Raw genomic sequence first — 21847 nt, forward strand, 5'->3', positions numbered from 1 at the left:
GTGAAAGTTGTTTTTTTCAATTTGTTAATCAATATCAGAAGGCGCGTTGGTAAGGCAGAATACCCGAGCGCAGCATTTCATTGGTGCCAAGGCTGTGATCGCTGCTCAAACCACGCAGTTCGATGTTGAATGAAACTTTGTTATCGTACTTACTGACCTGATTGCCGTAGTCCCAATCGGTGATCTTGCGTTCATAACCCACGTTAACCGCCCAGCAGCAGGTGTTATAACGCAGGCCGACCAACTGGTTAGCGGTTTGTTTCGCACGGGTATCGTAGTAATACGCCCCGACCACAGCCCAACGATCGGCAATCGGCCAACTGGCCATCAGACCGACCTGTGAAATACCGTCCTGATAGCCTGGGTTGCTGATATCCGGCAGGGTTGCCGAAATATATTCCGGGCTGGCATAACGGTAGTTCAACTGCACCATGCGATTCTGATCCTGACGATATTCCACTACCGCGTCACCTAACGCGAAGCTGTCAAGACGGGTGTCGTATTGCACACCACCGCGCAGGCCCCAGCGATCATCAATCTTCCAATAGGTGTCACCAGCCCAGACGACGCTGCCGGTATCATCACTATTATCAAAGCTGCGACTTTGATCCCCGGTCCGCGAACGGCTGAGGTAGTAGATTTGACCTACGGACACGTTAAAACGTTCAACCAGCGCGTCATCATAAATACGCGAAGTGACACCGGCTGCCACACGGTTCTGCGAGGCGATGCGATCCAGGCCGCTGTAGGAACGGTCACGGAACAGGCCCGAGTAGTCGGTTTGCAGCAGGGTTGAGTCATAAGTATAGATATTGCTTTGATCGCGATAAGGCACGTACAGGTACTGCATACGTGGCTCGATGGTTTGGGTATAACCTTCTGACCAATCCATTGGGCGATCAAACACCACTTTACCATCGGTTTTGAACTGCGGCAGTACGCGGTTGACCGAGCCTTCCAGATCGGGAACCGGGCTCCCCTGGTTACGGCTGGCATAGTCAGCGGCAAAACCGTTCGGGATGGTCTGCTGGAAATGCGTTGCCATCAGTTTGGCTTCGGTATTCAGGCTGCCCCAACTGTTGGCCAACGGCAGATTGATCGCCGGTTCAATGTGCCAACGGGTGGCTTCCGGGTTATTTGGGTTGACGCTGGTAAAGTTGGCAACCTGGCTGTAGGTGTGGAAATCAAACGGACCGATATCCGATTTATAGTAGTTGAGATCCAACTGCGGCTGTGCACGGTAGGCGTTCTGGTTACCTGCACCGCTGAAGATCTGGAACTGCTTGGAGGCCAGCGTGACATCCCAGTTTTCATCGGCATAACCGGCACTGAATTTCTGCGTGGCGTAGCCATCGGTGGTGGAACCGTATTTGGAATCCAGATCGGTGAAGTAATAGGGGTCACTGACCTTGGTGTAGTCGATATTGAAGCGCCACACCTGATTCATTACACCATTATGGCCCCAGTAGAACAGCCAACGCTTGCTGTCGTCGACATCCCCGTGGTCGTCCTCGTACCGGCTATCGCTTGGCAGCCAGTCGAAGGCCATAGTCCCCAGACCCGGTTGCAACAGATAACGGAATTCGTTCTGCCACTGCAGGCCACGATTCGTCATATAGTGCGGTGTGATGGTGGCATCAAAGTTTGGCGCAATGTTCCAGTAATACGGCAGCATGAACTCGAAGCCGTTATTACTGCCATATTTGGCATTGGGGATCAGGAAGCCGGAGCGGCGCTTATTGCCCACCGGCAACTGCAAATAAGGGCTGTAGAACACCGGTACCTTGCCAATCTTGAAGCGGGCGTTCCACACTTCGGCCACTTCTTCTTCGCGATCGTGGATCACTTCGGAGCCCACTACGCTCCAACTGTTATCGCCAGGCAGGCAGGAGGTGAAGGTGCCGTTTTCCAGGATGGTGTAGCGGTTTTGACCGCGCATCTTCATCTTGTCGGCGTCACCACGCCCTTGGCGGCCTACCATCTGATAGTCGCCCTGATAGACGTCGGTATCTTTGGTGTTCAGGTTTGACCAGGCTTTAGGGCCTTTCAGTTTAATCTGATTATCCGCGTAGTTCACGTCACCGGTGGCGGTAACGGTACGGATAGGATCAGGCTGCCCGTCTTTTTGCGTCTGGTTCAGCTCAACCTGTTTCGCCGTCAGCGTGCTGTTGCCCTGTTCGATGTTGACGTTGCCGGTGAACAGCGCGCTGTTCGGGTAGTTGGCTTGTGAATCATCGGAAATGATGGTGACCGGCAGGCTGCTGGGGTCGCCGGATATCAGCGGTTTATCGTAAACAGGCACGCCGAGCATACATTGCTCGGCCAGATCTGCCAGCGCGTGCTGACTATAAATTGCCGTCCAAATCAACGTGGCCAGCAGTGTTGGGAAACTTTTTTTCATACGCGGTTTTGGTGTTCCGTCATCAGAGGCGTCATGTCCGGCAAACGGTCAGAGACTATATCACTCATCAGCGTTGCGCTAGTGTTAAATCCTGCCGTTCGATTGCGTCGTCGTTAGGCGCAGAGATAAATGACAGGTATGATAATCGAATTCTTGGAAAAAATCGCCTTAACCCTTGCTCGTACCGATAGGGATACACGGCTTATTACGGTTTGATAGTTGGGGAGTATATGCAGTATTGGGGAAAACTGCTCGGAGTGATTGTCGCCATTTGGGCTGGCGGCGGATTCTGGGGTGTAGTGCTGGGGTTGATCGTTGGCCATATGATCGATACCGCACGTAATAACAAGCGCAGCCGGGGCTTCTTTACCGATCAGCAAACGCGGCAGACGTTATTTTTCCGCACCACCTTTCAGGTTATGGGGCATCTGACCAAATCGAAAGGGCGGGTGACCGAAGCCGATATCCAGATAGCCAGCCTGTTTATGGACCGCCTGCAGCTGCATGGCGAGGCCCGTACCGCGGCGCAGCAGGCGTTCCGCGAAGGCAAGCACAGCCAGTTCCCGTTGCGTGAAACCTTGCAGCAGTTACGCAGCATCTGTTTTGGTCGCTTTGACCTGATTCGGATGTTTCTGGAAATTCAGATCCAGGCCGCGTTCGCCGACGGCTCACTGCATCCGAACGAACGCCAGGTGCTGTATGTGATCGCCGAAGAGTTGGGAATTTCCCGCGCTCAGTTCGATCAGTTTCTCAGCATGATTGAAGGCGGGCGTCAGTTCGGCGGCGGCAGTTGGCAAGGGGGGTACTCCCAGGGCGGCTACCAGCAGGCGCAACGTGGCCCAACGCTGGAAGATGCCTGCAAGGTGCTGGGTGTGAGCAGCAGTGACGATGCCACCACCATCAAGCGGGCCTACCGTAAGCTGATGGGCGAACATCACCCGGACAAGCTGGTTGCCAAGGGATTACCGCCGGAAATGATGGAGATGGCGAAACAGAAAGCGCAGGAGATCCAGGCGGCTTACGACCTGATCAAACGCGAGAAGGGTTTTAAATAGTTAAGGGCGCCGTGTGCGGCGCTCTTAAAAACTCAGAAATCCGGCTCTACGCGAAAATGCATCGGGGTCTGGAACGCGGGATGGGTGATGCACAACTCTTGTGCGTGCAGTTGCAGGCGCGGTGCCATCGCCTTGACCTCTGGCGGGGCGTAGAAGCCGTCGCCGAGAATGGGATGACCCAATGCCAGCATATGCACGCGCAATTGGTGTGAGCGCCCGGTGATGGGCAGCAGCTTGACCCGCGTGCTGCCATCCGCATCCCGGGAAAGCACCACATATTCTGTCTGTGCGGCCTTGCCGGTTTCGAAACAGACCTTCTGCAAGGGCCGGTTTGGCCAGTCGCAAATCAGCGGTAAATCCACCAACCCTTCATCCTGTGCCATATGCCCCCACACGCGGGCGATGTAGCATTTTTTCGGCTCGCGCTCGCGGAACTGGCGTTTTAGCTCACGCTCGGCGGCCTTGTTCAACGCCACCACGATCACCCCGCTGGTTGCCATATCCAGGCGATGCACGGACTCCGCTGCCGGGAAGTCTGCCTGGATGCGCGTCATCAGGCTGTCCTTGTTTTCCGGGGCACGGCCAGGCACGGAAAGCAGCCCACTAGGTTTGTTGACCACGATGATGTGCTCATCCTGATACAGCACGTGCATCGGATCTTGCGGGGGATTGTAAGGTTCCATGTTAGCTCCGCTGAGAATGGCAAATCGGGGAGCCTTGGCTCCCCGTTGTGTGGATCACTGGTGTGTCACCACGACCAGGCGAATAGCATCCAGCCGCCATCCCGCTTCGTTGAGGTTAATCAGCACCTGCTTGCGGTTGAACTCCAGCGTTTCGACTTCGTCATCACGGATATTCGGGTTAACCGCTTTCAGGGCTTCCAGACGTGCCAGCTCGGTACTCAGCTTGTCATCGGCCTCTTGCTTGGCCTGTTCGATCAGGGCGCGGGCCTGTTCTTCCACCAGGCTTTCTGCCTGTTGCAGCATCACGTGCACTTCTTGCTGCACCGCATTGACCAGCTTGCTGGAGGTGTGGCGATTGACCGCGTTAAGTTGGCGGTTAAAGCTTTCAAACTCGACCTGTGCCGCCAGGTTGGTCCCCTTGCGATCCATCAACATGCGGATCGGCGTTGGCGGCAGGAAGCGGGTCAACTGCAGGTGTTTAGGGGCCTGAGCTTCAACCACATACACCAGTTCGACCAGCAGGGTGCCTACCGGGAGTGCCTTGTTTTTCAACAGGGAAACCGCGCAGCTCCCGGTGTCGCCGGAGAGGATCAGATCCAGCCCGTTGCGGATAATCGGGTGTTCCCAACTGACAAACTGGGCATCTTCACGCGATAGCGCTTGCTCGCGATCAAACGTCACGGTGCAGCCATCCTGCGGTAGCCCCGGGAAGTCCGGTACCAGCATATGGTCGGACGGAGTCAGGACGATCAGGTTGTCGCTGCGGTCTTCCTGATTGATGCCGACGATATCGAACAGATTGAGCGCAAAGCTCACCAGATTAATGTCGTTGTCCTGCGCCGCAATGGCTTCTGCCAGCGCCTGCGCCTTGTCACCGCCATTGGAGTGCATTTCCAGCAGGCGGTCGCGGCCCTGCTCCAGCTGCGTTTTCAACTGGTTATGCTGCTGGTGACAGGCATGGATAAACTCGTCCAGACCTTCCTGCTCGGCAGGAGCGGCCAGGTAGCCAATCAGTTGCTCGTAGCTGCTGTCATAAATCGGTCTGCCAGTTGGGCAGGTATGCTCGAAGGCATCCAGCCCTTCATGGAACCAGCGGCCCAGCACGGCCTGAGCGGTATTTTCCAGGTAAGGCACCATGATCTGGATGTCGTGCATCTGGCCGATACGATCCAGACGGCCAATACGTTGCTCCAGCAGGTCCGGGTTGAACGGCAGATCGAACATCACCATTTGGCTGGCAAACTGGAAGTTACGCCCTTCCGAACCGATTTCGGAGCACAGCAGTACCTGCGCGCCTTCTTCCTGTGAAGCGAAATAGGCGGCGGCGCGATCGCGTTCGATAATGCTCAGCCCTTCATGGAACACGGCGGCACGGATCGCTTCGCGCTCACGCAGCACCTGCTCCAGTTGCAGAGCGGTCGCGGCCTGGGCACAAATCACCAGCACTTTTTCATGACGGTTGGCGATCAGATAATCCAGCAGCCACTCAACGCGCGGATCGAAGTTCCACCAGGTCGCATTCTCTCCTTCGAACTCCTGATAAATCTGTTCTGGGTAGAGCATGTCGCGGGCGCGGGCTTCGACGGTTTTCTTGGCGCTCATGATGCCGGACACTTTGATTGCCGTCTGATATTGCGTTGGCAACGGCAGTTTGATCTGGTGCAGGTGACGGCGTGGGAAACCTTTTACGCCGTTACGGGTGTTACGGAATAGCACGCGGCTGGTGCCGTGGCGATCCATCAGCATGGTGACCAGTTCCTGGCGCGCCTGCTCACTGTTGTCGGTATCGCTGTTGGCCGCTTTCAGCAATGGCTCAATGTCCTGCTCGTCGATCAGCTCACCCAGCAGGTTCAGCTTGTCATCCGCCAGGCGTTCGCCGCTCAGCAGCAGCGTCACCGCATCGGCTACCGGGCGGTATTTCTGCTGATCGCTGACAAACTCCTGGTAGTCATGGAAACGGCTGGGATCCAGCAGGCGCAAGCGGGCAAAGTGGCTCTGTTGGCCAAGCTGCTCCGGGGTTGCCGTCAGCAGCAGTACGCCCGGGATGTGCTCCGCCAACTGTTCAATCACCTGATATTCACGGCTCGGCGCTTCTTCGCTCCAGGCCAGGTGGTGGGCTTCGTCTACCACCAGCAGATCCCAGTGGGCATCGGCCAACTGCTCAAGGCGCTGCTTGTTGCGACGCACGAAATCCAGCGAACAGATCACCAACTGTTCGGTTTCGAACGGGTTACTGCTGTCGAGCATCGCTTCGGAGTAGCGACTATCGTCAAACAGCGAGAAATAGAGGTTGAAGCGACGCATCATTTCAACCAGCCACTGATGTTGCAGGGTTTCCGGCACCACGATCAGCACGCGTTCGGCGCGGCCAGCCAGCAGTTGCTGATGAATAATCATCCCGGCTTCGATGGTTTTACCTAGGCCCACTTCATCAGCCAACAGAACGCGCGGCGCATGGCGCTGGCCGACCTCGTAGGCGATATGCAATTGGTGCGGGATCAGGCTGGCGCGCATACCACGCAGGCCAGCGAACGGCAGGCGATACTGTTCGCTCTGGTATTTGCGGGCGCGGAAACGCAGCGCAAAGCGATCCATGCGGTCAATCTGACCGGCAAACAGGCGGTCTTGCGGTTTACTGAAGGTCAGCTTACTGTCCAGCAGCACTTCACGCATAGCGACGCCGCTTTCCTGGGTGTCCAGACGCGTGCCGATATAGGTCAACAGGCCGTTATCCTCTTTGACTTCCTCCACCTGCAACTGCCAGCCTTCGTGGTTGCTGATGGTGTCGCCCGGGTTAAACATCACGCGGGTGATTGGCGAGTCGTTTCTGGCATAGAGGCGGTTTTCACCGGTTGCGGGGAAAAGCAGGGTGACCATGCGCACGTCCAGTGCTACCACGGTTCCCAGTCCCAATTCGCTTTCCGTATCGCTGATCCAGCGTTGACCAAGTGTAAAAGGCATAGTTTGTCGGCTCGATTCTTATTTAAGTAAGTCTTGCTACCCGGCAGATAAGCCCAGGGTAACCTGTTTCAACTGCTCGCTATTCCCGGTATCTTGCCTGCCACCGGGTTGTTACCGGTTGGCTAGCTTTAATTTTCGTTTAGCGGGTAATAGCCTGTTACGCCAAGCTAACGTCTGGTGACGGCATGGCGACAACGATGTTGTGAATAGTGGTTCAGAATTCGGGAAGGGCGCTATGGTAATGGAAGGCGGCGCATTCGTCACCTGTAAAACCCGATGATTTTTTCTTCCCAAATGCCGACTAACATCAGTAAAAAGAAAGGGTTTCCCCATGGGATGGCATTACCTTCTGCTTTGACCGCTCAGAACAGACCTATCTGCCTGGTTACCAACGCCGAAAAATCGTCGTACAGGAAGGGAAGTATAGCGTCTGCCACCGGCTGCAGCTGGCGTTCGAGATAATGATCGTAATCGATCGCGGATTGCCGGTTTTCCAGCGGCTCTGGTCCGGCTAGCGTCATCACATAGCTGATCCAGCCACCGTTCTGATATTGCAGCGGCCGCCCCTGTTGACGATTATAGTCATCGGCCAGGCGGGCTGCACGGGCGTGGGGCGGGACATTGCGTTGATAGTCGTCCAGCTTGCGCCGCAGGCGTTTGCGGTACACCAGCCGGTCGTCAAATTCGCCGTTCAGCGTTTTGGCCACGTAATCGCGCACAAAGTCCTGATAGGGCTGGTGTTTGAAGATGCGTTGATAGAGCTGCTGTTGAAACTGCTGTGCCAACGGGGTCCAGTCGGTGCGCACCGTTTCCAACCCTTTATACACCATCTCTTCACTGCCGTCCGGTTTGCTGATCAACCCGGCATAGCGCTTTTTGCTGCCCTGTTCGGCACCGCGGATGGTGGGCATTAAAAAGCGGGAATAGTGGGTTTCAAACTCCAGCTCCAGCGCATTTTCCAGCCCATATTGCTGTTGCAGATGCTGCTGCCACCATTGATTGACATGATCGAGCAGTTCGCGGCCAATCTTGGCGGCTTGCTGTTCGCTGTGGGCTTTTTTCAGCCAGACAAAGGTCGAGTCTGTATCGCCGTAGATCACCTGGTAACCTTTAGCTTCGATCAACTCCTGCGTTTGGCGCATGATCTCGTGGCCACGCAGGGTGATCGACGAGGCCAACCGGGGATCGAAGAAGCGACAGCCGCTCGATCCCAGCACGCCGTAGAACGCATTCATGATGATCTTGAGCGCCTGCGACAGCGGTTTGTTGTTGTGGCGTTTGGCCGCTTCGCGCCCCTGCCAGATCTGGCGCACGATTTCCGGCAGACAGTGTTTGTTACGGGAGAAGCGAGCCTGGCGAAAACCCGGCACCGAGTTTTCATCATCCGGGTGCTGCATGCCTTCTACCAGCCCGACGGGATCGATCAGGAAGGTGCGGATGATCGATGGATACAGGCTCTTGTAATCCAGTACCAGCACCGAATCATACAGGCCGGGCTGTGAATCCATCACAAAGCCGCCGGGGCTGTGCTCTTCCGGCAACTCCCCAAGGTTAGGGGCCACATAGCCCTGACGATGCATGCGCGGGATATAAAGATGGTTGAAGGCCGCCACCGAGCCGCCGCTGCGATCGGCCGCCAGCCCGGTCACGGTGGCGCGTTCGAGGAGGAAGGTCAGCAGTTCGGTTTTGGCGAAAATGCGTGTCACCAGCTCGCAGTCTTTGAGGTTATAGCGGGCCAGGGCGGGTTTATCTTCGGCAAAACGGCGGTCTATTTCTGCCATCCGCTGGTAAGGGTTATCGATCGATTTCCCTTCCCCAAGCAGCGCTTGCGCTACATATTCCAGGCTGAAGGACGGGAAGTTCCAGGTGGCCGATTTCAGCGCCTCGATACCGTCGATAATCAACCGTCCGGAGGCCGAAGCGAAGAAGTGGTTTTGCTTAAAGCCGTGCTCGCGCCATTCCAACAGGTTACCGCCACGGCCAAAGCGCAGGGGGATCTGATAGCGTTCGGCATGCTTTTGCAGCACCCGCAGATCGAACTGCACCAGGTTCCAGCCAATGATGGCGTCGGGATCGTGCTGCTCCAGCCATTGGTTCAGGCGTTCCAGCAGCTGTGGGCGGCTGTTGCAGTATTCCAGTTCGAAATCCAGCGCCTCAACGCCGCCGTTGGCCGGGCCGAGCATATACACTTGGCGCTGGCCGCAGCCTTCCAGCGCGATGGAGTAAAGTTCGCCATGGGCGGTGGTTTCGATATCCAGCGATACCAGCTTTAAAGTGGGGCGGTAGTCTGGGGCAGGTTTCATCTGGGCGTTGAGCCACAGGCCATTACCGTCGGGTTGGCCGTTGAACCACACCGGGGCGGTGATAAAACGCTCCATCAGATAGCGTTCCGGCGGGCGGATATCGGCCTCAAATATGTTGACGCCGCCCTCTTTAAGCAGCTTTTCCAGCTTGATCAACTGACGGTGCTGGCGGCAATAAAGGCCCATCACCGGACGGGAGTGGAAATCTTGCAGCGGCAGGGGTTTCAGCTCGATATGACGCTCTTCACGCAGTAGTAACTCCGCCCGCTGACGCTGTGCGGCGGGAATAAATGCCACGGAGGTCTGTGGGGCCAGTCGTAGCCGTTGTGGCCCGCTATCGGTTGCCAGCCAGAACTCAACTTCGGTACCGGTGGGCGTATCACGCCAATGGCGGGTGAGTAAGAAACCCTGCTGTAGAGATGTCACTAGTTTTTGAGCATCGGTGATCTATAGATGTTTATAGTATGGGTTTTTATACAGTAATTGTCTATTATTGGCCGGATTGGCTAAATCTACATACAATTCAACAATTGACTCCCCCTGGCCAGCGCCGGACAATCCTTCGCCCAAACGTTTAGCTTACCAACAGAGGTTTAATGGAAGCCTATTTACAGCAGTTGATCACCCAGTCATTGGCTTTCACCCTGGTGGTGGTCATGTTGGTGGCGTTCCTGGAGTCGCTGGCGTTGGTCGGTTTGTTATTGCCGGGTACGGTGATGATGGCCAGCATTGGCGCACTGATCGGCAGCGGGCAGGTGGACTTTTATATGGCCTGGGGGGCTGGCATTGTCGGCTGTCTGCTGGGGGATTGGATCTCCTACTTTATCGGCCGGGCTTTCAAGGGGCCGCTGCACCGCTGGTCGTTCCTGAAAAAGAACAAGGCGATGCTGGATAAAACCGAGCATGCGCTGCATCAGCACAGCATTATTACCGTATTGATCGGCCGCTTTGTTGGCCCTACGCGCCCGCTGGTGCCGATGGTGGCCGGCATGCTCGATCTGCCTCCCTACAAATTTGCGTTGCCCAATATCATCGGTTGCCTGACCTGGCCACCGGTCTATTTCTTCCCCGGCATTCTGGCGGGAGTCGCGATCGATATTCCTGCTAGCGCCAACAGCGCGTTGTTCAAATGGCTGCTGTTTGGTGTGGTGGTCTTGGTCTGGCTGGCGGCCTGGCTGAGTTGGCGCTGGTGGCGTGAAGGAAAGCGCAGTGCCGACAAGCTAACGCGCTGGCTAACGCCGATGCGGCTGCGGTTGGCCTGTATTGCTGGCTGGGTAGGGGCACTGGTTTGCTTCTATTATATGCATCAGCAAGCGTTAATGCCGGTGTATCGACACCTGCTGTGGAAAGTGCTGGCGGGTTGATTTCAGGCGTAAAAAAACCGACTGGTGAGGTCGGTTTTTTTATTTCCCGGTACCGAGTGGAAAACTCTGACCGGTTGAAGCCGCATTCATCTAACAGGATCAATTTTATCTTTGATACCCTCCAATGTCAAAAGCTCAGAAATCGGATATCTAGTATGTCGTGCCTTGAGGTGGTTAAGATATAATCAGCGGGTTAGCTCTGTTGCTGTCTTTACTTCGGTTCACACATGTACATATTCAAGCCCTGATCGGGTGTACGGGTGGTGCCGTTATCCGGTGCTCTGGCCGGAGTGAAGCCACATTCATCTAACAGTTGAGTGCAGCGCTGTGACAGGCAATGTAAGGGTAAGCGGCGGTGGCTCACTCCATGTTATGGAGAAGACGGGTGATTGATATTGATAAGGCAATCATCGTTCTTGGGGCGCTGATCGCGTTGCTGGAACTGATCCGTTATGTGCTTCAGTTACTGAACTGATAACGGAAACGTAGCTAAGGTCGGGGGCTAACTACTCCCGGCCTTTAACATTTATGGAAAGTGCTGGCGGGCTGATTTCAGGCGTAAAAAAACCGACTGGTGAGGTCGGTTTTTTTATTTCCCGCTCTAGAGCTGGTAACTCTGACCGGATGAGACAGCACCCATCTAACGGGACCAATTTTATCTTTGAACTCCCCTAATGTCAAAAAACTCAGAAATCGGATATCTGGTATGTCGTGCCTTGGATTGGTTAAGATATAATCAGCGGGTTAGCTCTGCTGCTGTCATTACTTCCGGTATGCGTATGTACACATTCAAGTCCTGGTCGGGTGTACGGGTGGTGCCGTTATCCGGCGCTCTGGCCGGAGTGAGACTGCACCCATCTAACAACTGAGTGCTGCGCTGTGACAGGCAATGTAAGGGTAAGCGGCGGTGGCTCACTCCATGTTATGGAGAAGACGGGTGATTGATATTGACAAGGCAATCATCGTTCTTGGGGCGCTGATCGCGTTGCTGGAACTGATCCGTTATGTGCTTCAGTTACTGAACTGATAATGGAAACGTAGCTAAGGCCGGGGGCTAACCACTCCCGGCCTTTAACATTCAGCCGCGAAAGCTTACTGGAAGAACGCCTCCAACTGCTCAAATACCCGCATATCTTCGCTATGGCGTTTCACTTGTAACACATCCTCCAGCTTTTCAACCTGGCTGATCATCTGCACCAGGCGTTGATCGTCGGCCACCAATAGCCAAATGCGGCTCTGGGTTCCATCTTTCAGCGGCATACATAAAATACCTTCCACGTTAAAGGCACGGCGGGCAAACAGGCCGCAAACGTGGGTCATCACACCCGGATGGTTCCGTACCGCCAACTCCAGGATCACCTGTGGATTCTTTTGTAGTGATTGCATGGCTTATTCTCCAATCATTTCGATGTTGGCGGCACCCGGTGGCACCATTGGGTAGACTTTTTCATTGATATCGATCAGCGCGTGGATCAGGCAAGGGCCAGGGCGTTGGATCGCCGCCAGCAGCGCAGCCTGTGGATCTGCCTCGGCATTCAAATCGCAGGTATCCAGGCCAAAACCGGCGGCAATCTTCAGGAAATCGGTACGCTTTGGATAGGTGGCGGCAAAGATATGCTGTTGATAGAACAGCGTCTGCTGCTGGTGTACCAATCCCAAGGCCTGGTTGTTCATCAGGATGATCTTCACATCCAGATTGTGCTCAACGGCGGTCGCCATCTCCTGAATATTCATCATCAGGCTGCCGTCACCGGAGAAACACAGCACCTTGCGCTGCGGCTCTGCCAGGGCTGCACCAATCGCAGCAGGCAAACCAAAGCCCATGGTGCCCAAACCGCCGGAGGTCAGCCACTGGCGCGGGCGGCTCAGTGGATAAGCCTGGGCTACCCACATCTGATGCTGGCCGACATCGGTGGTGATAATGGCACTTTCATCCACGCAGCGTGCAGCGGCCTTAACCAGACCGTAATGGCTTAATGGATCTTCCACGCTCGGCATGTTGAACGGGAATTCACGCTTCAGATCGTTAACGGTGTTCATCCACTCGCTACGCGGCTGAGCCTCGATCATCGGTAACAGCTGTTGCAGCACCTGGCCGACATCGGCATGGATGGCAATATTGGCCTGTTTAACCTTGCCCAGTTCGGCACGGTCGATGTCCACGTGGATAATTTTGGCGTTCGGGCAGAATTGCTCGGTTTTACCGATTGCCCGGTCGTCGAAGCGGGCGCCCAGTACGATCAGCAGATCGGCTTCTTGCAGGATGAAGTTGGTGCTGCGCGCGGCGTGCATCCCCAACATGCCTAATGACAACGGGTGCTCTACCGGCATTGCGCCCAATGCCATCAGCGTCATGGTGGTTGGCAGGTTGGAACGCTCGGCCATTTCCAGCGCCGGTTTATGGGCTTCTGCGCAGATGATGCCGCCGCCCAGATACAGAATAGGGCGCTTGGCCTGGTTGATCATTGCCGCAGCCTGTTCAACCTGCTTGCTATCAAAGGCCGGTGGGGCATCTGGTACGGCCATTGGCGGTAACAAATCCCACTCAATTTCGGCGGTTTGCACGTCTTTCGGGATGTCGATCCACACCGGGCCTGGGCGGCCGGATTCGGCAATGCGGAACGCGTCGCAGATCACCTGTGGCAGATCGCTGATATCACGGACCAGGTGGTTGTATTTGGTGATTGGGATGGAGATACCGTAGGTATCGACTTCCTGGAAGGCATCGGTGCCGATCATCGAGGAAGAGACCTGGCCGGTGATGCACACCAGCGGGATCGAATCGAGCTTGGCGTCGGCAATGGCGGTCACCAGATTGGTGGCTCCCGGGCCGCTGGAGGCGATACAGACCGCCGCCTTGCCGTTGGTACGTGCCATGCCCTGCGCCATAAAACCGGCCCCTTGCTCGTGGCGGGCCAGCACGTGCTGGATGACGGTGCTTTGGCTCAGAGCATCGTACAGCGGCAGCGCTGCGCCACCGGGAATGCCTGCAATAGTGGTGATACCCTGACGCTCCAGCAGATGCACGATCAGCTGTGCGCCGGTAATACGTTGGCCTTGGTGTGGCGTGCCCGAAGTTGCCATGTGCCTTTCCTTTTCTCTGGGCCGGTTAGCTTTTCTGGGCAGGGGGACTAAAACAAGAAACCCCGCCCGGTTTGCGCCGGCGGGGTTTGGGAATCGATGCGTTGATTCGGACCCTACGGCGCGTTGCCGACGACCACCACCACACGCACGACGACCACCGCGGCTGGTAGCGCGGTTGTTAGTAGGGTCGAGGTCAGCGAGGATGCGATCACAGGGAGCCTTATCATCAGTAGTAAAAAACAGAATTTTATAAAACCACAGGTGCAAAATTCGCACAACAGGTTTATTGGTTCAGCATAAAAAACGCGTGGTAGATCACGGTTTAACCGGAATACCCAGCACCTTGGCCTCCGGTGCGCTGCCGCTTACCAATGCCTGCGTCGGGCCGTCGTAATAAATCCGGCCATCCACGACCAGCAAGGTACGCGGCGCGATGCGGGCGGCATCCTCAAGATTGTGTGAAACCATCAGCAGTGTAAGTTGGCGCTGGTCGCAGACGTTTTGCAGCAGTTGCAGCATCTCACTGCGCAGTGCCGGATCGAGTGCAGAGAAAGGCTCGTCGAGCAGCAGGATCGGCTGCTGGCGGATCAGGCAACGCGCCAAGGCTGCCCGCTGCCGCTGCCCACCGGAAAGCTGTGACGGCAGGCGCTGCAGATGTTCTTCCAGCCCGACCTGTTGGGCAATCTGTGCCAACTGTTCCTGCTGTGCGGCGGTTAAGCGCAGGCCAGGATCCAGCCCCAGGCCGATGTTTTGCCTGACCGTCAGGTGGGCAAACAGGTTGTTTTCCTGAAACAGCATCGACACCGGGCGTTTGGCCGGTGGCGAAGCGGTATGATCGCTTCCGTTGAGCCACAGCTTGCCGCTGGCCGCCGGTAGAAAACCGGCGATCAGGCTGAGCAAGGTACTTTTGCCTGCGCCGCTAGGGCCCAGCACCGCGACGTGTTCTCCCGGCTGAATGCGCAGGTCAAAACGCATCGGCAGGTGTTCGTACAGATAGGTCAGTTTTTCAAGCGTCAGCATGGCGGCCCGGTAAACGTTCAATCAGAGTAAACAGCAGGAAACAGAGCAGCAGCAGCAGCAGGGCAGTTACGGCCCCGTCGTTGCTGCGGTAAGCGCCAATCTGCTGATAGAGATAAAAAGGCAGGGTACGGAACTGTTCGTTGCCGAACAGTGCCACCACACCGAAATCGCCAATCGACAGCACGCAGGCAAAGGCCAGTGCTTGCGCCAGCGGGCGTCGCAGCGCTTTCAGCTCGATCCAGCGCAGCCGTTGCCAGCCGTGGATATCCAGCGACAAGCATAAAGGATTATAACGCTCGGCCAGATCGCGCATCGGATTTTCCAGCACTTTCAGCGCGTAGGGCACCGCCATCAACGCATTGGTGAGGATCACCAGCGCATAAGGCGACTGCGGCAGCCCAGTGGTATCGCTCAGCAACAGGAAGAAACCGGTAGCCAGCACAATGCCCGGCATCGCCAGGATCACCATGCCGCTCAGTTCCAGCGTTTGGCCCCAGGCGGCCCGTTGCCGCAGTTTCAGTTCACGGCTGCTCCATAACAGCATCATGGTCAATACCACGCACAAAATACCCGCGCCTAGTGCGATGCGCAGCGAGGTGAACAGGGCCTGCCAGAGAATTGGCTGTTGCAGCACGGTGACCAGCGTCTGGTTGGCACCGTCGATGATCACCGCCAACAATGGCGGCAGTAGCAACAGCAGGGCAGCGATAATGAATAGCGTATCGGCAATACGCCGCCCCAGGCTGTCTTGCGGGTCGCGCCAGCGCTGGGCGTGGGTATGGCCAACCGGCAGAGTCTGGCTCAAACGTTGGCTGAGCACCACCAGCCCCAGGCAGCAAGCCAGTTGGATCAGCGCCAGCAGCGCAGCGCGGCTGAGATCGTAGTCGTAACTCAAGGCCTGATAGATCGCCAGCTCTATGGTGGTGGCCTGCGGCCCGCCGCCCAACGACAATACGGTTGCAAAGCTGGCAAAACACAGCATAAACACCAAGGCTCCACTGGGGAGGATCTGGCGGCGTAACGCTGGCCACTCCACAAAGCGGAACTGCTGCCAGCCGTTCATCCCCAGCTGTGCGGCCAGTTGGCGCTGTTCGGTGGGAATGTTCTCCAGCGCCTGTAGCAGCAGGCGGGTGGCCAGGGGCATATTAAAGAACAGATGTGCCAGCAGAATGCCTTGCAGGCCATAAGGCGAAAAACTGTAGTTCACGCCCAGCCAACCGCAGAGCGTTGCCAGCCAGCCTTGCCTGCCGTAGACGCTCAACATGCCAAACACCGCGACCAGCACCGGCAGCACCAGCGTCATGGCGCACAGGCGCAGCAGCAAGTTACGGCCAGGGAAGCGCCGCCGGTACAGCGCCCGGGCCAGCCAGATAGCCGGCACCACCGAGATCACGGCAGAGAGCAGCGCCTGCCAAAAGGTAAAGCGCACCACGTGCCACAGGTAGCTGTCTTGCCACAGGCTACGCCAATCGTTTTCAGGCGCATGACGCCACAGCGAACCCATAGCCGCCAACGCGACAAGCAGGATCAGACCGGCGGCCATCAGCCCCGGCCATAACCAGCGGGGGATCAGTGGCTGACGGCGGTTTGCCATGCCCGGATCCAGTTACCACGCTGTTGTGCCACTTCCTCGGCGCTGAATTGCAATGCCGTTTGCGGTACGGCCATCTGTTCGAAACCGGCGGGTAGCTGCGTCTTGATCACCGGGTACATCCAGTTGCCGGTGGGTATGGTGTTCTGGAAGGCTGGGGAGATCATAAACTGCATGAAGCGCTCGGCCAGTTCTGGCTGTTTGCTGGCCTTCAGCTTGCCCGCGACTTCGATTTGCAGGTAGTGGCCTTCACTGAAGTTGGCCGCCGCATACAGGTCTTTTTTCTCTTCGATCAGATGGTAGGCGGGGGAGGTGGTGTAGCTCAGTACCATGTCACCTTCCCCTTTCAGGAACAGGCCGTAGGCTTCACTCCAGCCTTTGGTCACGGTGACGGTCTTCTTCGCCAACTGTTGCCAGGCAAGCGGTGCCTCGTTGCCATACACTTTCTGCATCCAGAGCAGCAGGCCAAGGCCAGGCGTGCTGGTGCGTGGATCCTGATAGATGATTTTCAGGGGGCGATCGCTGCTCACCAACTCTTTCAGGCTGGTCGGCGGGTTCTTCAGCTTGTCTTTGTTGTAGACGAAGGCAAAGTAGCCATAGTCATAGGGAACGAAGGTCTGGTTGTGCCAGCCACCGGGAACGGTGAGCTTGCTAGTATCGACTTGGCTGGCGGTGAACAGCTCGGTTTGCTGCGCGGCTTGCAACAGGTTGTTGTCCAGGCCCAAAACCACGTCGGCGGCGCTGTTCTTGCCTTCCATTCTCAGGCGATTGAGTAATGAAACGCCGTCTTCCAGCGCCACGAATTTCAATTCGCAGTCACATTCGGCCTCAAAGGCTTTTTTTACCGCCGGGCCTGGGCCCCAGTCGGCAGCGAAAGAGTCGTAGGTGTAAACCGTCAGCGTTGGCTTGGCCAGGATGGGCATCGCCGCTAGCAGTAATAAACAGGGCAGGTATTTTTTGACCACTTTGCACTCCTAATAATAAAGGGGCAAAGGTATCTGAGGACTGGGTTAACGAAGGTTAACGTGCCATGCTCAAATCCCTCCGCCGGTATTGACCGGATCAGGTTCGACGGGTGTGCTCTCAGCGGAAAACCGTTGGCCAAAAATTGGCGGGTTCTCCGCACCCCGTTGAGTCGGCGCTATTGTAGAGGCTTAGTGGCGCGGGTGAAAGGCGATTATGCTTCCGGTGGCGCAAACCAGGCAGATTTAAAATCGAACCAGCCGAGGGTATTCATCCGTACCCCACGCATGCTGCGTTGGCCATGCAGTTGCAGCCAGTGGTGGAATAACGGATGCAACTGATGGCTGCTGACCAGGCGCTGACAAAACTCGGCCATGGACAGGCGATTTTCCCGCCACAGAGCGGCATCCTGGGCGATATCTTCCGTCAGACAATGTTGTATCAACGGCAGTTCGTACAGCGTGGCAAACAGCGAAAACTCCAGCGGCAGGGTGAAGTTGGCGCTGCCTAACCACAGATCGCTTTGCGCCTTGCCCTTATGCCAGGCTTCATAATCCACGATCTGCACATTGAGTGTGATGCCCTGTTCGGCCAGCAAAGAGGCGATAGCCTGCTTGATTGCGTGGAACTCGGAGTGTTCGCTGTAGAAGGTCAGGGTCAATTCGGTTAAGCCTGCAGGCTTGGGTTGCTGCCCCAGTACCCGGTTATGCAACCAGCGCGGGAGGATGCCATAGGCCGGAGCCCAGTAACGCTGGTAGAGCGGCCCGGCGTGGCTCAGCAGTGCGATCGGGTTGATCAGTTCGCTTAGCCAACTGCGGATTTCCGGATCGGCCGCCAGTGCCGAACGCTGGTCGAACAATAGAAAATAACAGCCTTCTTCGAGGCGGCTTTCCAGCTCGTTCCTACCGGTATCATCCCCCTGCAACTGGACGCCGGAGTGCGCCAGCTCTTCGGTGATTTCCGGTAATACCCAAATGTTGACCTCATCGATCAGGGCGCGATAGCCAAAGTAGTCGTCAAAGGCATGGATTTTCATCTGGCTTTGGTTGTTGTGTATCACGCGATAGGGACCGGTGCCGATCGGATGGCGAGCAAAGTCCGGCAGGCTCTGCCATTCGCGTGGCAGGATCATGGCATGTACGCTGCTCAGCAACCAGGGTAGCCAGTAGTCCGGCGTGTGCAGATGCACATCGATGACATAGGGCGTAGGTGAGACGATCCTGTCGATATGGGAAAATAGCGGCTGTGGGATCAGGCGGTTGAGCGAATGGATCACATCTTCCATTTCCAGCTCACGGCCATGGTGAAAATGGATCGCCGGACGTAGATAAAAACGCCAGTGCAAAGGGGTGATCGTTTGCCAATGATGCGAAAGATCGGGATCCAGTTCCCCATTTTCCTCGTTTACCCGCGTCAGGCCGTTGAAAATTTGTCTTGCCAGGTGGGTTTCCGAACGGCGCAGTGCCGAACCGGGCAACAGGTTGTAAAGCTGACGATAGTAGAGCACGCGCAGGATATGTTTTCCCTGGCGGAAGCTGCGCCCCAGTTGGGAAAGCAGCATTTGGCGTACCACGTTTTTATCGCCCACCAGTTTGACCAATTGGTCGATGCGATCCTGTTCCAGCAGTTCCTCGGCGCGTTGTTGTTGCAGTGCCAATCCGGTGTAGTGAAAGCTGAGCTGCGAACGTTTACCCCGGCCGGATTCGGCCTGCCAGGTCAGCCAGCCCTCGTGCTGCATGGCTCCCAGTAGCGAGCGAACATGGCGGCGGGAGCAGCTGAGCACCTCTGCCAACTCTTGCAGCGTGGTTTCGGTGGTTTGCCCATGACAGCGTTGCCACAGGCGGATGAACTGTTGTTGCAGGCGTGAGGTGGACATAAAAGAGGAACTCTCCGGCATCAAGTCGTCAATTTATCTTTCCCTATATTACGCCGATAATGAGGGCAGTTGAATCAGCGGAGGGATAACCGATGACAGTTCTGTTAACCAAACAGTTTTATCAGCGTTATTTCACTGCAATCCGCCGCCAGCAGGCCGACTGGCTGCAGGTGGTACCTGAACAGGCACGGCTGGAGATGCTGGCCCACTTGACCCAGTGGGACATCGCCGCGCCGAGCGACAAGCAATACCGTGAGCGTATCTGACGCTCACCGCAAAAGTGTTTCTGAGTAATGGTGCTTTTCACCAGCCAGTGGGGTAACCCACTGGCATTTTTCATGCGTCGGACATGCCTAGAAGTAATATTGATAACTTATACCCACGACCCGGCCTTCTCTGAGGGTTCCCACATAGGCATCCCTGCCAGTGCCTCCCTCTGCTGGTGCGAGCGCTGGGTAATAAAACCCATAAACCGGGCTACGATTATCCAGTAGGTTGGTTGACCACAGGTAGATATCTCCATAGGTGCTTTTAAAGCCCATACGTGCATTGACCAGTTGTGTCTCACCTAATTTAAAGGTATTGCCTACATCGGCTTCACGCTGGCTGCTATAGCGGTAGTTCAGACTGGCATTAAACACCAGCGGTAATTCTGCGAGCTGCATCCGGTGTGAATAATCCGTGGCGAATGAAGCTCCCCAGCGTGGCACGTCCGGGATTCGGTTGCCCTCATGTCCGCCGGACTGGCTGTTCTGGGGCAGTTGAGTGATTGTCGCGAGTGTGTAGTCCATGCCCAGTGTTACCATCAGGTTAGCGTTGGGTCGCCAGGTTGCGGACATCTCAGCGCCTTTGCTCTCGGTATCAAAGTTTTCAATAACGGTGGCAAAACTTCGGCTGGGATCGAGCAGGGTGTAGTAATGGTCGTTACGGGTCTGGCTGTAGAAAAACGCCTGATTAATCTCCAGGTTAAGGCTGGGAACCAACGCTTTGGCACCGATTTCGTAGCTGTCAACCGTGGCTTCTCGGTAAGGGGTTGAAGGCTGGCCGCTGGCAATACTGGTATCCCAATCGCTGAATCCGCCTGACTTGTGGCCTCGGGAATAGGTGGCATAAACATTCCATTCCTCGGTCAGCGTATAGTTGAGACCCATGCGACCGGTGAAATAACTTTCAGACAGGGATTGGTTATCGTTTTGTATTGTAGGGCCGGGGTTGGCATAGCCAGGGTTGGCATTCCATCTGGCGCGATAACGTATTTTTTCCCAGGTATGGCGCAATCCAGTGGTGAGATCCAGTGCATCAGTGAGAGGAAAGGTGGTCTCGCCGAACAGCGCAAAACTGTCGTTATTAAAACGACGGTGGATCTGGGCGTTTAAAGGATCGTAGTCCCACTCGGGGATCTCATTCCTGGCACCGTTATACCGATGTGTACGCCCTGAGTGGATATAGTTTATTCCGGATACCCAGAAAAAGGGGCTATCTTCCGTGGAGCCCAGGCGTAACTCCTGGAAAAACTGCTTCTGCCGGTTGCTGGATATCCGCCAGGAATCATAGTTTGTGTCATACAGACGCTGGCTAATGCGTGAGTCGGTGATGGGGCCAGACGAGGAGTGAGAATATTTTCCCCAGCCAGTGACGTTAGTTAGCTGGAGACGATCCCAGTAGTGCTGCCAGTTAAACGTCAGGGTCGTGTCATTTCTCCAGTCATTCATCGAATTTTTGGGCAAGCTGGCTTTATCGCTGCCGTCTAACAATATCATGCCCACGGCATTGTGGCGCAGACGTTGATGATCGGCGGTAAAAAGCAGGCTGTCACTCTCCTCGGGTTGCCAGCCGAAGCTGGCACGCCCGGTCAGATTCTGCGGGTGGCTGAGCACCTTATCGTCATCCTGCTGATTTTTAAGCACCGCATCTTTTCGATCATACTGCAATGCCACGCGGCTACTGAGCGTGTCGGTAAGCGGTGTGTTAACTACCATTTCACCGAGGGAATAGCCATGGGTTCCCCATTCACTGCCAATGTGGCCTGTAAATAGGTCTGTAGGTTTGCTCGACATGATGTTGATCACCCCCGCTTCACTGTTGCGCCCGAAGAGGGTTCCCTGCGGCCCTTTCAGGATATCGACCTGATCAATATCCAGCAGGCGGTTGGTGATATTTCCTTGTGGGATGGGAACGCCGTTTAGCATCGTTACCACAGAGGTATCATCATTGCTGACTTGGTTAATTGAGCCTATTCCCCTGATCTTGATCGATGACTCAGGGTTCTGCCCATCACTGTTCAACGCCATCCCGGGTGTTTGCCATAAAAGACTTTGCCCATCTTTGATTTGGCGCTGTTCTAGCATAAGTCCGTCTTGATGATTGACGGTAAAAGGGATTGTTCGATTTGACTCCGAAATAAACCGTGCATTGATTGTACTGTCTACCGTTATTACATCCTCTTTGGGCTGCTGGGTGGGTTGCTCGGTACTGGCCTGTACCGTTGAGAGTAGGCTCCAGCCGATGGCGAGCCAGAAGTAAGATCTCATTTTTCCGTTCTCCTT

Annotated in this window: 17 protein-coding genes and 1 riboswitch; of the genes, 5 read left to right on the plus strand and 12 right to left on the minus strand. The window is 55.9% G+C overall.

All coding sequences use genetic code 11. The features are described 5' to 3' along the window. Nucleotides 1-34 precede the first annotated feature (34 nt). On the minus strand, nt 35-2401 hold the full coding sequence (gene lptD / locus ABIE29_RS02170) for an LPS assembly protein LptD (protein WP_429616620.1): 2367 nt from the start codon (nt 2399-2401) through the stop codon (nt 35-37). A 230-nt stretch (nt 2402-2631) separates the two neighbouring features. Here lptD and djlA point away from each other — a divergent pair, with 230 nt between their 5' ends. After that, nucleotides 2632-3456: a co-chaperone DjlA gene (gene djlA / locus ABIE29_RS02175; protein WP_429616621.1), complete on the plus strand. Its 825-nt coding sequence runs from the start codon at nt 2632-2634 to the stop codon at nt 3454-3456. A gap of 32 nt (nt 3457-3488) precedes the next feature. On the opposite strand, the gene rluA is transcribed toward djlA, so the two are convergent. The 3 genes from rluA to ABIE29_RS02190 form a co-directional block, all read right to left on the minus strand. After that, nucleotides 3489-4139: a bifunctional tRNA pseudouridine(32) synthase/23S rRNA pseudouridine(746) synthase RluA gene (rluA, locus tag ABIE29_RS02180; protein ID WP_429616622.1), complete on the minus strand. Its 651-nt coding sequence runs from the start codon at nt 4137-4139 to the stop codon at nt 3489-3491. Nucleotides 4140-4193: 54 nt separating this feature from the next. After that, a complete protein-coding gene (gene rapA, locus ABIE29_RS02185) occupies nt 4194-7100 on the minus strand; it encodes an RNA polymerase-associated protein RapA (RefSeq protein ID WP_429616623.1) in 2907 nt (968 codons plus the stop codon). A gap of 362 nt (nt 7101-7462) precedes the next feature. Beyond that, nucleotides 7463-9829 (minus strand): DNA polymerase II, encoded by a 2367-nt coding sequence (locus ABIE29_RS02190; protein WP_429616624.1) that lies wholly within the window; start codon nt 9827-9829, stop codon nt 7463-7465. 170 nt (nt 9830-9999) lie between these two features. On the opposite strand from ABIE29_RS02190, the gene ABIE29_RS02195 reads away from it, so the two are divergent. The 3 genes from ABIE29_RS02195 to dinQ (ABIE29_RS02205) all read left to right on the plus strand — a co-directional run bounded on the left by ABIE29_RS02195 (nt 10000) and on the right by dinQ (ABIE29_RS02205) (nt 11794). Further along, the gene (locus ABIE29_RS02195) at nt 10000-10767 is read left to right on the plus strand and encodes a DedA family protein (protein ID WP_429616625.1); all 768 of its coding nucleotides are present in this window, start codon (nt 10000-10002) and stop codon (nt 10765-10767) included. A 394-nt stretch (nt 10768-11161) separates the two neighbouring features. Further along, entirely contained in the window at nt 11162-11242 is an 81-nt protein-coding gene (gene dinQ / locus ABIE29_RS02200; RefSeq protein WP_166735140.1) for a damage-inducible type I toxin DinQ, read from the plus strand. Nucleotides 11243-11713: 471 nt separating this feature from the next. Continuing rightward, nucleotides 11714-11794 carry a damage-inducible type I toxin DinQ gene (gene dinQ / locus ABIE29_RS02205; RefSeq protein WP_166735140.1) on the plus strand — a complete coding sequence of 27 codons (81 nt, stop codon included), beginning with the start codon at nt 11714-11716 and terminating at the stop codon, nt 11792-11794. A 65-nt stretch (nt 11795-11859) separates the two neighbouring features. Here the strand turns inward: dinQ (ABIE29_RS02205) and ilvN are convergent, their stop codons facing one another. From ilvN to sgrR, 7 genes are all read right to left on the minus strand, one after another. Further along, complete coding sequence (gene ilvN, locus ABIE29_RS02210) at nt 11860-12153, minus strand: acetolactate synthase small subunit (RefSeq protein WP_024527189.1); 294 nt, start codon at nt 12151-12153, stop codon at nt 11860-11862. A gap of 3 nt (nt 12154-12156) precedes the next feature. Further along, nucleotides 12157-13851: an acetolactate synthase large subunit gene (gene ilvB, locus ABIE29_RS02215; RefSeq protein WP_429616626.1), complete on the minus strand. Its 1695-nt coding sequence runs from the start codon at nt 13849-13851 to the stop codon at nt 12157-12159. A 113-nt stretch (nt 13852-13964) separates the two neighbouring features. After that, nucleotides 13965-14078: an ilvB operon leader peptide IvbL gene (ivbL, locus tag ABIE29_RS02220; RefSeq protein WP_193569011.1), complete on the minus strand. Its 114-nt coding sequence runs from the start codon at nt 14076-14078 to the stop codon at nt 13965-13967. Nucleotides 14079-14166: 88 nt separating this feature from the next. After that, nucleotides 14167-14871 (minus strand): thiamine ABC transporter ATP-binding protein ThiQ, encoded by a 705-nt coding sequence (gene thiQ / locus ABIE29_RS02225; protein ID WP_261160852.1) that lies wholly within the window; start codon nt 14869-14871, stop codon nt 14167-14169. Then, complete coding sequence (gene thiP, locus ABIE29_RS02230; protein ID WP_429616627.1) at nt 14858-16465, minus strand: thiamine/thiamine pyrophosphate ABC transporter permease ThiP; 1608 nt, start codon at nt 16463-16465, stop codon at nt 14858-14860. The genes thiQ and thiP overlap by 14 nt, the downstream gene beginning before the upstream one ends. Beyond that, nucleotides 16441-17427 carry a thiamine ABC transporter substrate binding subunit gene (gene thiB, locus ABIE29_RS02235; protein WP_429616628.1) on the minus strand — a complete coding sequence of 329 codons (987 nt, stop codon included), beginning with the start codon at nt 17425-17427 and terminating at the stop codon, nt 16441-16443. Before thiB ends, thiP begins: the two co-directional genes overlap by 25 nt. A gap of 56 nt (nt 17428-17483) precedes the next feature. Beyond that, nucleotides 17484-17602: riboswitch (TPP riboswitch) on the minus strand. 37 nt (nt 17603-17639) lie between these two features. Beyond that, a complete protein-coding gene (gene sgrR, locus ABIE29_RS02240; RefSeq protein ID WP_429616629.1) occupies nt 17640-19301 on the minus strand; it encodes an HTH-type transcriptional regulator SgrR in 1662 nt (553 codons plus the stop codon). 92 nt (nt 19302-19393) lie between these two features. On the opposite strand from sgrR, the gene sgrT reads away from it, so the two are divergent. Further along, entirely contained in the window at nt 19394-19567 is a 174-nt protein-coding gene (gene sgrT, locus ABIE29_RS02245; protein WP_429616630.1) for a glucose uptake inhibitor SgrT, read from the plus strand. A gap of 87 nt (nt 19568-19654) precedes the next feature. Here sgrT and ABIE29_RS02250 read toward each other — a convergent pair whose 3' ends face one another. Further along, entirely contained in the window at nt 19655-21832 is a 2178-nt protein-coding gene (locus ABIE29_RS02250) for a TonB-dependent receptor (RefSeq protein WP_429616631.1), read from the minus strand. Nucleotides 21833-21847: the final 15 nt, after the last annotated feature.

The sequence above is a fragment of the Serratia sp. 2723 genome, from assembly GCF_050434425.1.
Lineage (GTDB): Bacteria > Pseudomonadota > Gammaproteobacteria > Enterobacterales > Enterobacteriaceae > Chania.

Excerpts from the sequence above, each read along its gene's own strand:
- thiP (WP_429616627.1), bottom strand. The coding sequence starts at position 16,465 with ATGGCAAACCGCCGTCAGCCACTGATCCCCCGCTGGTTATGGCCGGGG.
- ilvN (WP_024527189.1), bottom strand. The coding sequence starts at position 12,153 with ATGCAATCACTACAAAAGAATCCACAGGTGATCCTGGAGTTGGCGGTA.
- lptD (WP_429616620.1), bottom strand. The coding sequence starts at position 2,401 with ATGAAAAAAAGTTTCCCAACACTGCTGGCCACGTTGATTTGGACGGCA.
- sgrT (WP_429616630.1), top strand. The coding sequence starts at position 19,394 with ATGACAGTTCTGTTAACCAAACAGTTTTATCAGCGTTATTTCACTGCA.
- sgrR (WP_429616629.1), bottom strand. The coding sequence starts at position 19,301 with ATGTCCACCTCACGCCTGCAACAACAGTTCATCCGCCTGTGGCAACGC.
- rapA (WP_429616623.1), bottom strand. The coding sequence starts at position 7,100 with ATGCCTTTTACACTTGGTCAACGCTGGATCAGCGATACGGAAAGCGAA.
- ABIE29_RS02195 (WP_429616625.1), top strand. The coding sequence starts at position 10,000 with ATGGAAGCCTATTTACAGCAGTTGATCACCCAGTCATTGGCTTTCACC.
- djlA (WP_429616621.1), top strand. The coding sequence starts at position 2,632 with ATGCAGTATTGGGGAAAACTGCTCGGAGTGATTGTCGCCATTTGGGCT.
- ABIE29_RS02250 (WP_429616631.1), bottom strand. The coding sequence starts at position 21,832 with ATGAGATCTTACTTCTGGCTCGCCATCGGCTGGAGCCTACTCTCAACG.
- ilvB (WP_429616626.1), bottom strand. The coding sequence starts at position 13,851 with ATGGCAACTTCGGGCACGCCACACCAAGGCCAACGTATTACCGGCGCA.
- rluA (WP_429616622.1), bottom strand. The coding sequence starts at position 4,139 with ATGGAACCTTACAATCCCCCGCAAGATCCGATGCACGTGCTGTATCAG.
- ivbL (WP_193569011.1), bottom strand. The coding sequence starts at position 14,078 with ATGATAAGGCTCCCTGTGATCGCATCCTCGCTGACCTCGACCCTACTA.
- thiQ (WP_261160852.1), bottom strand. The coding sequence starts at position 14,871 with ATGCTGACGCTTGAAAAACTGACCTATCTGTACGAACACCTGCCGATG.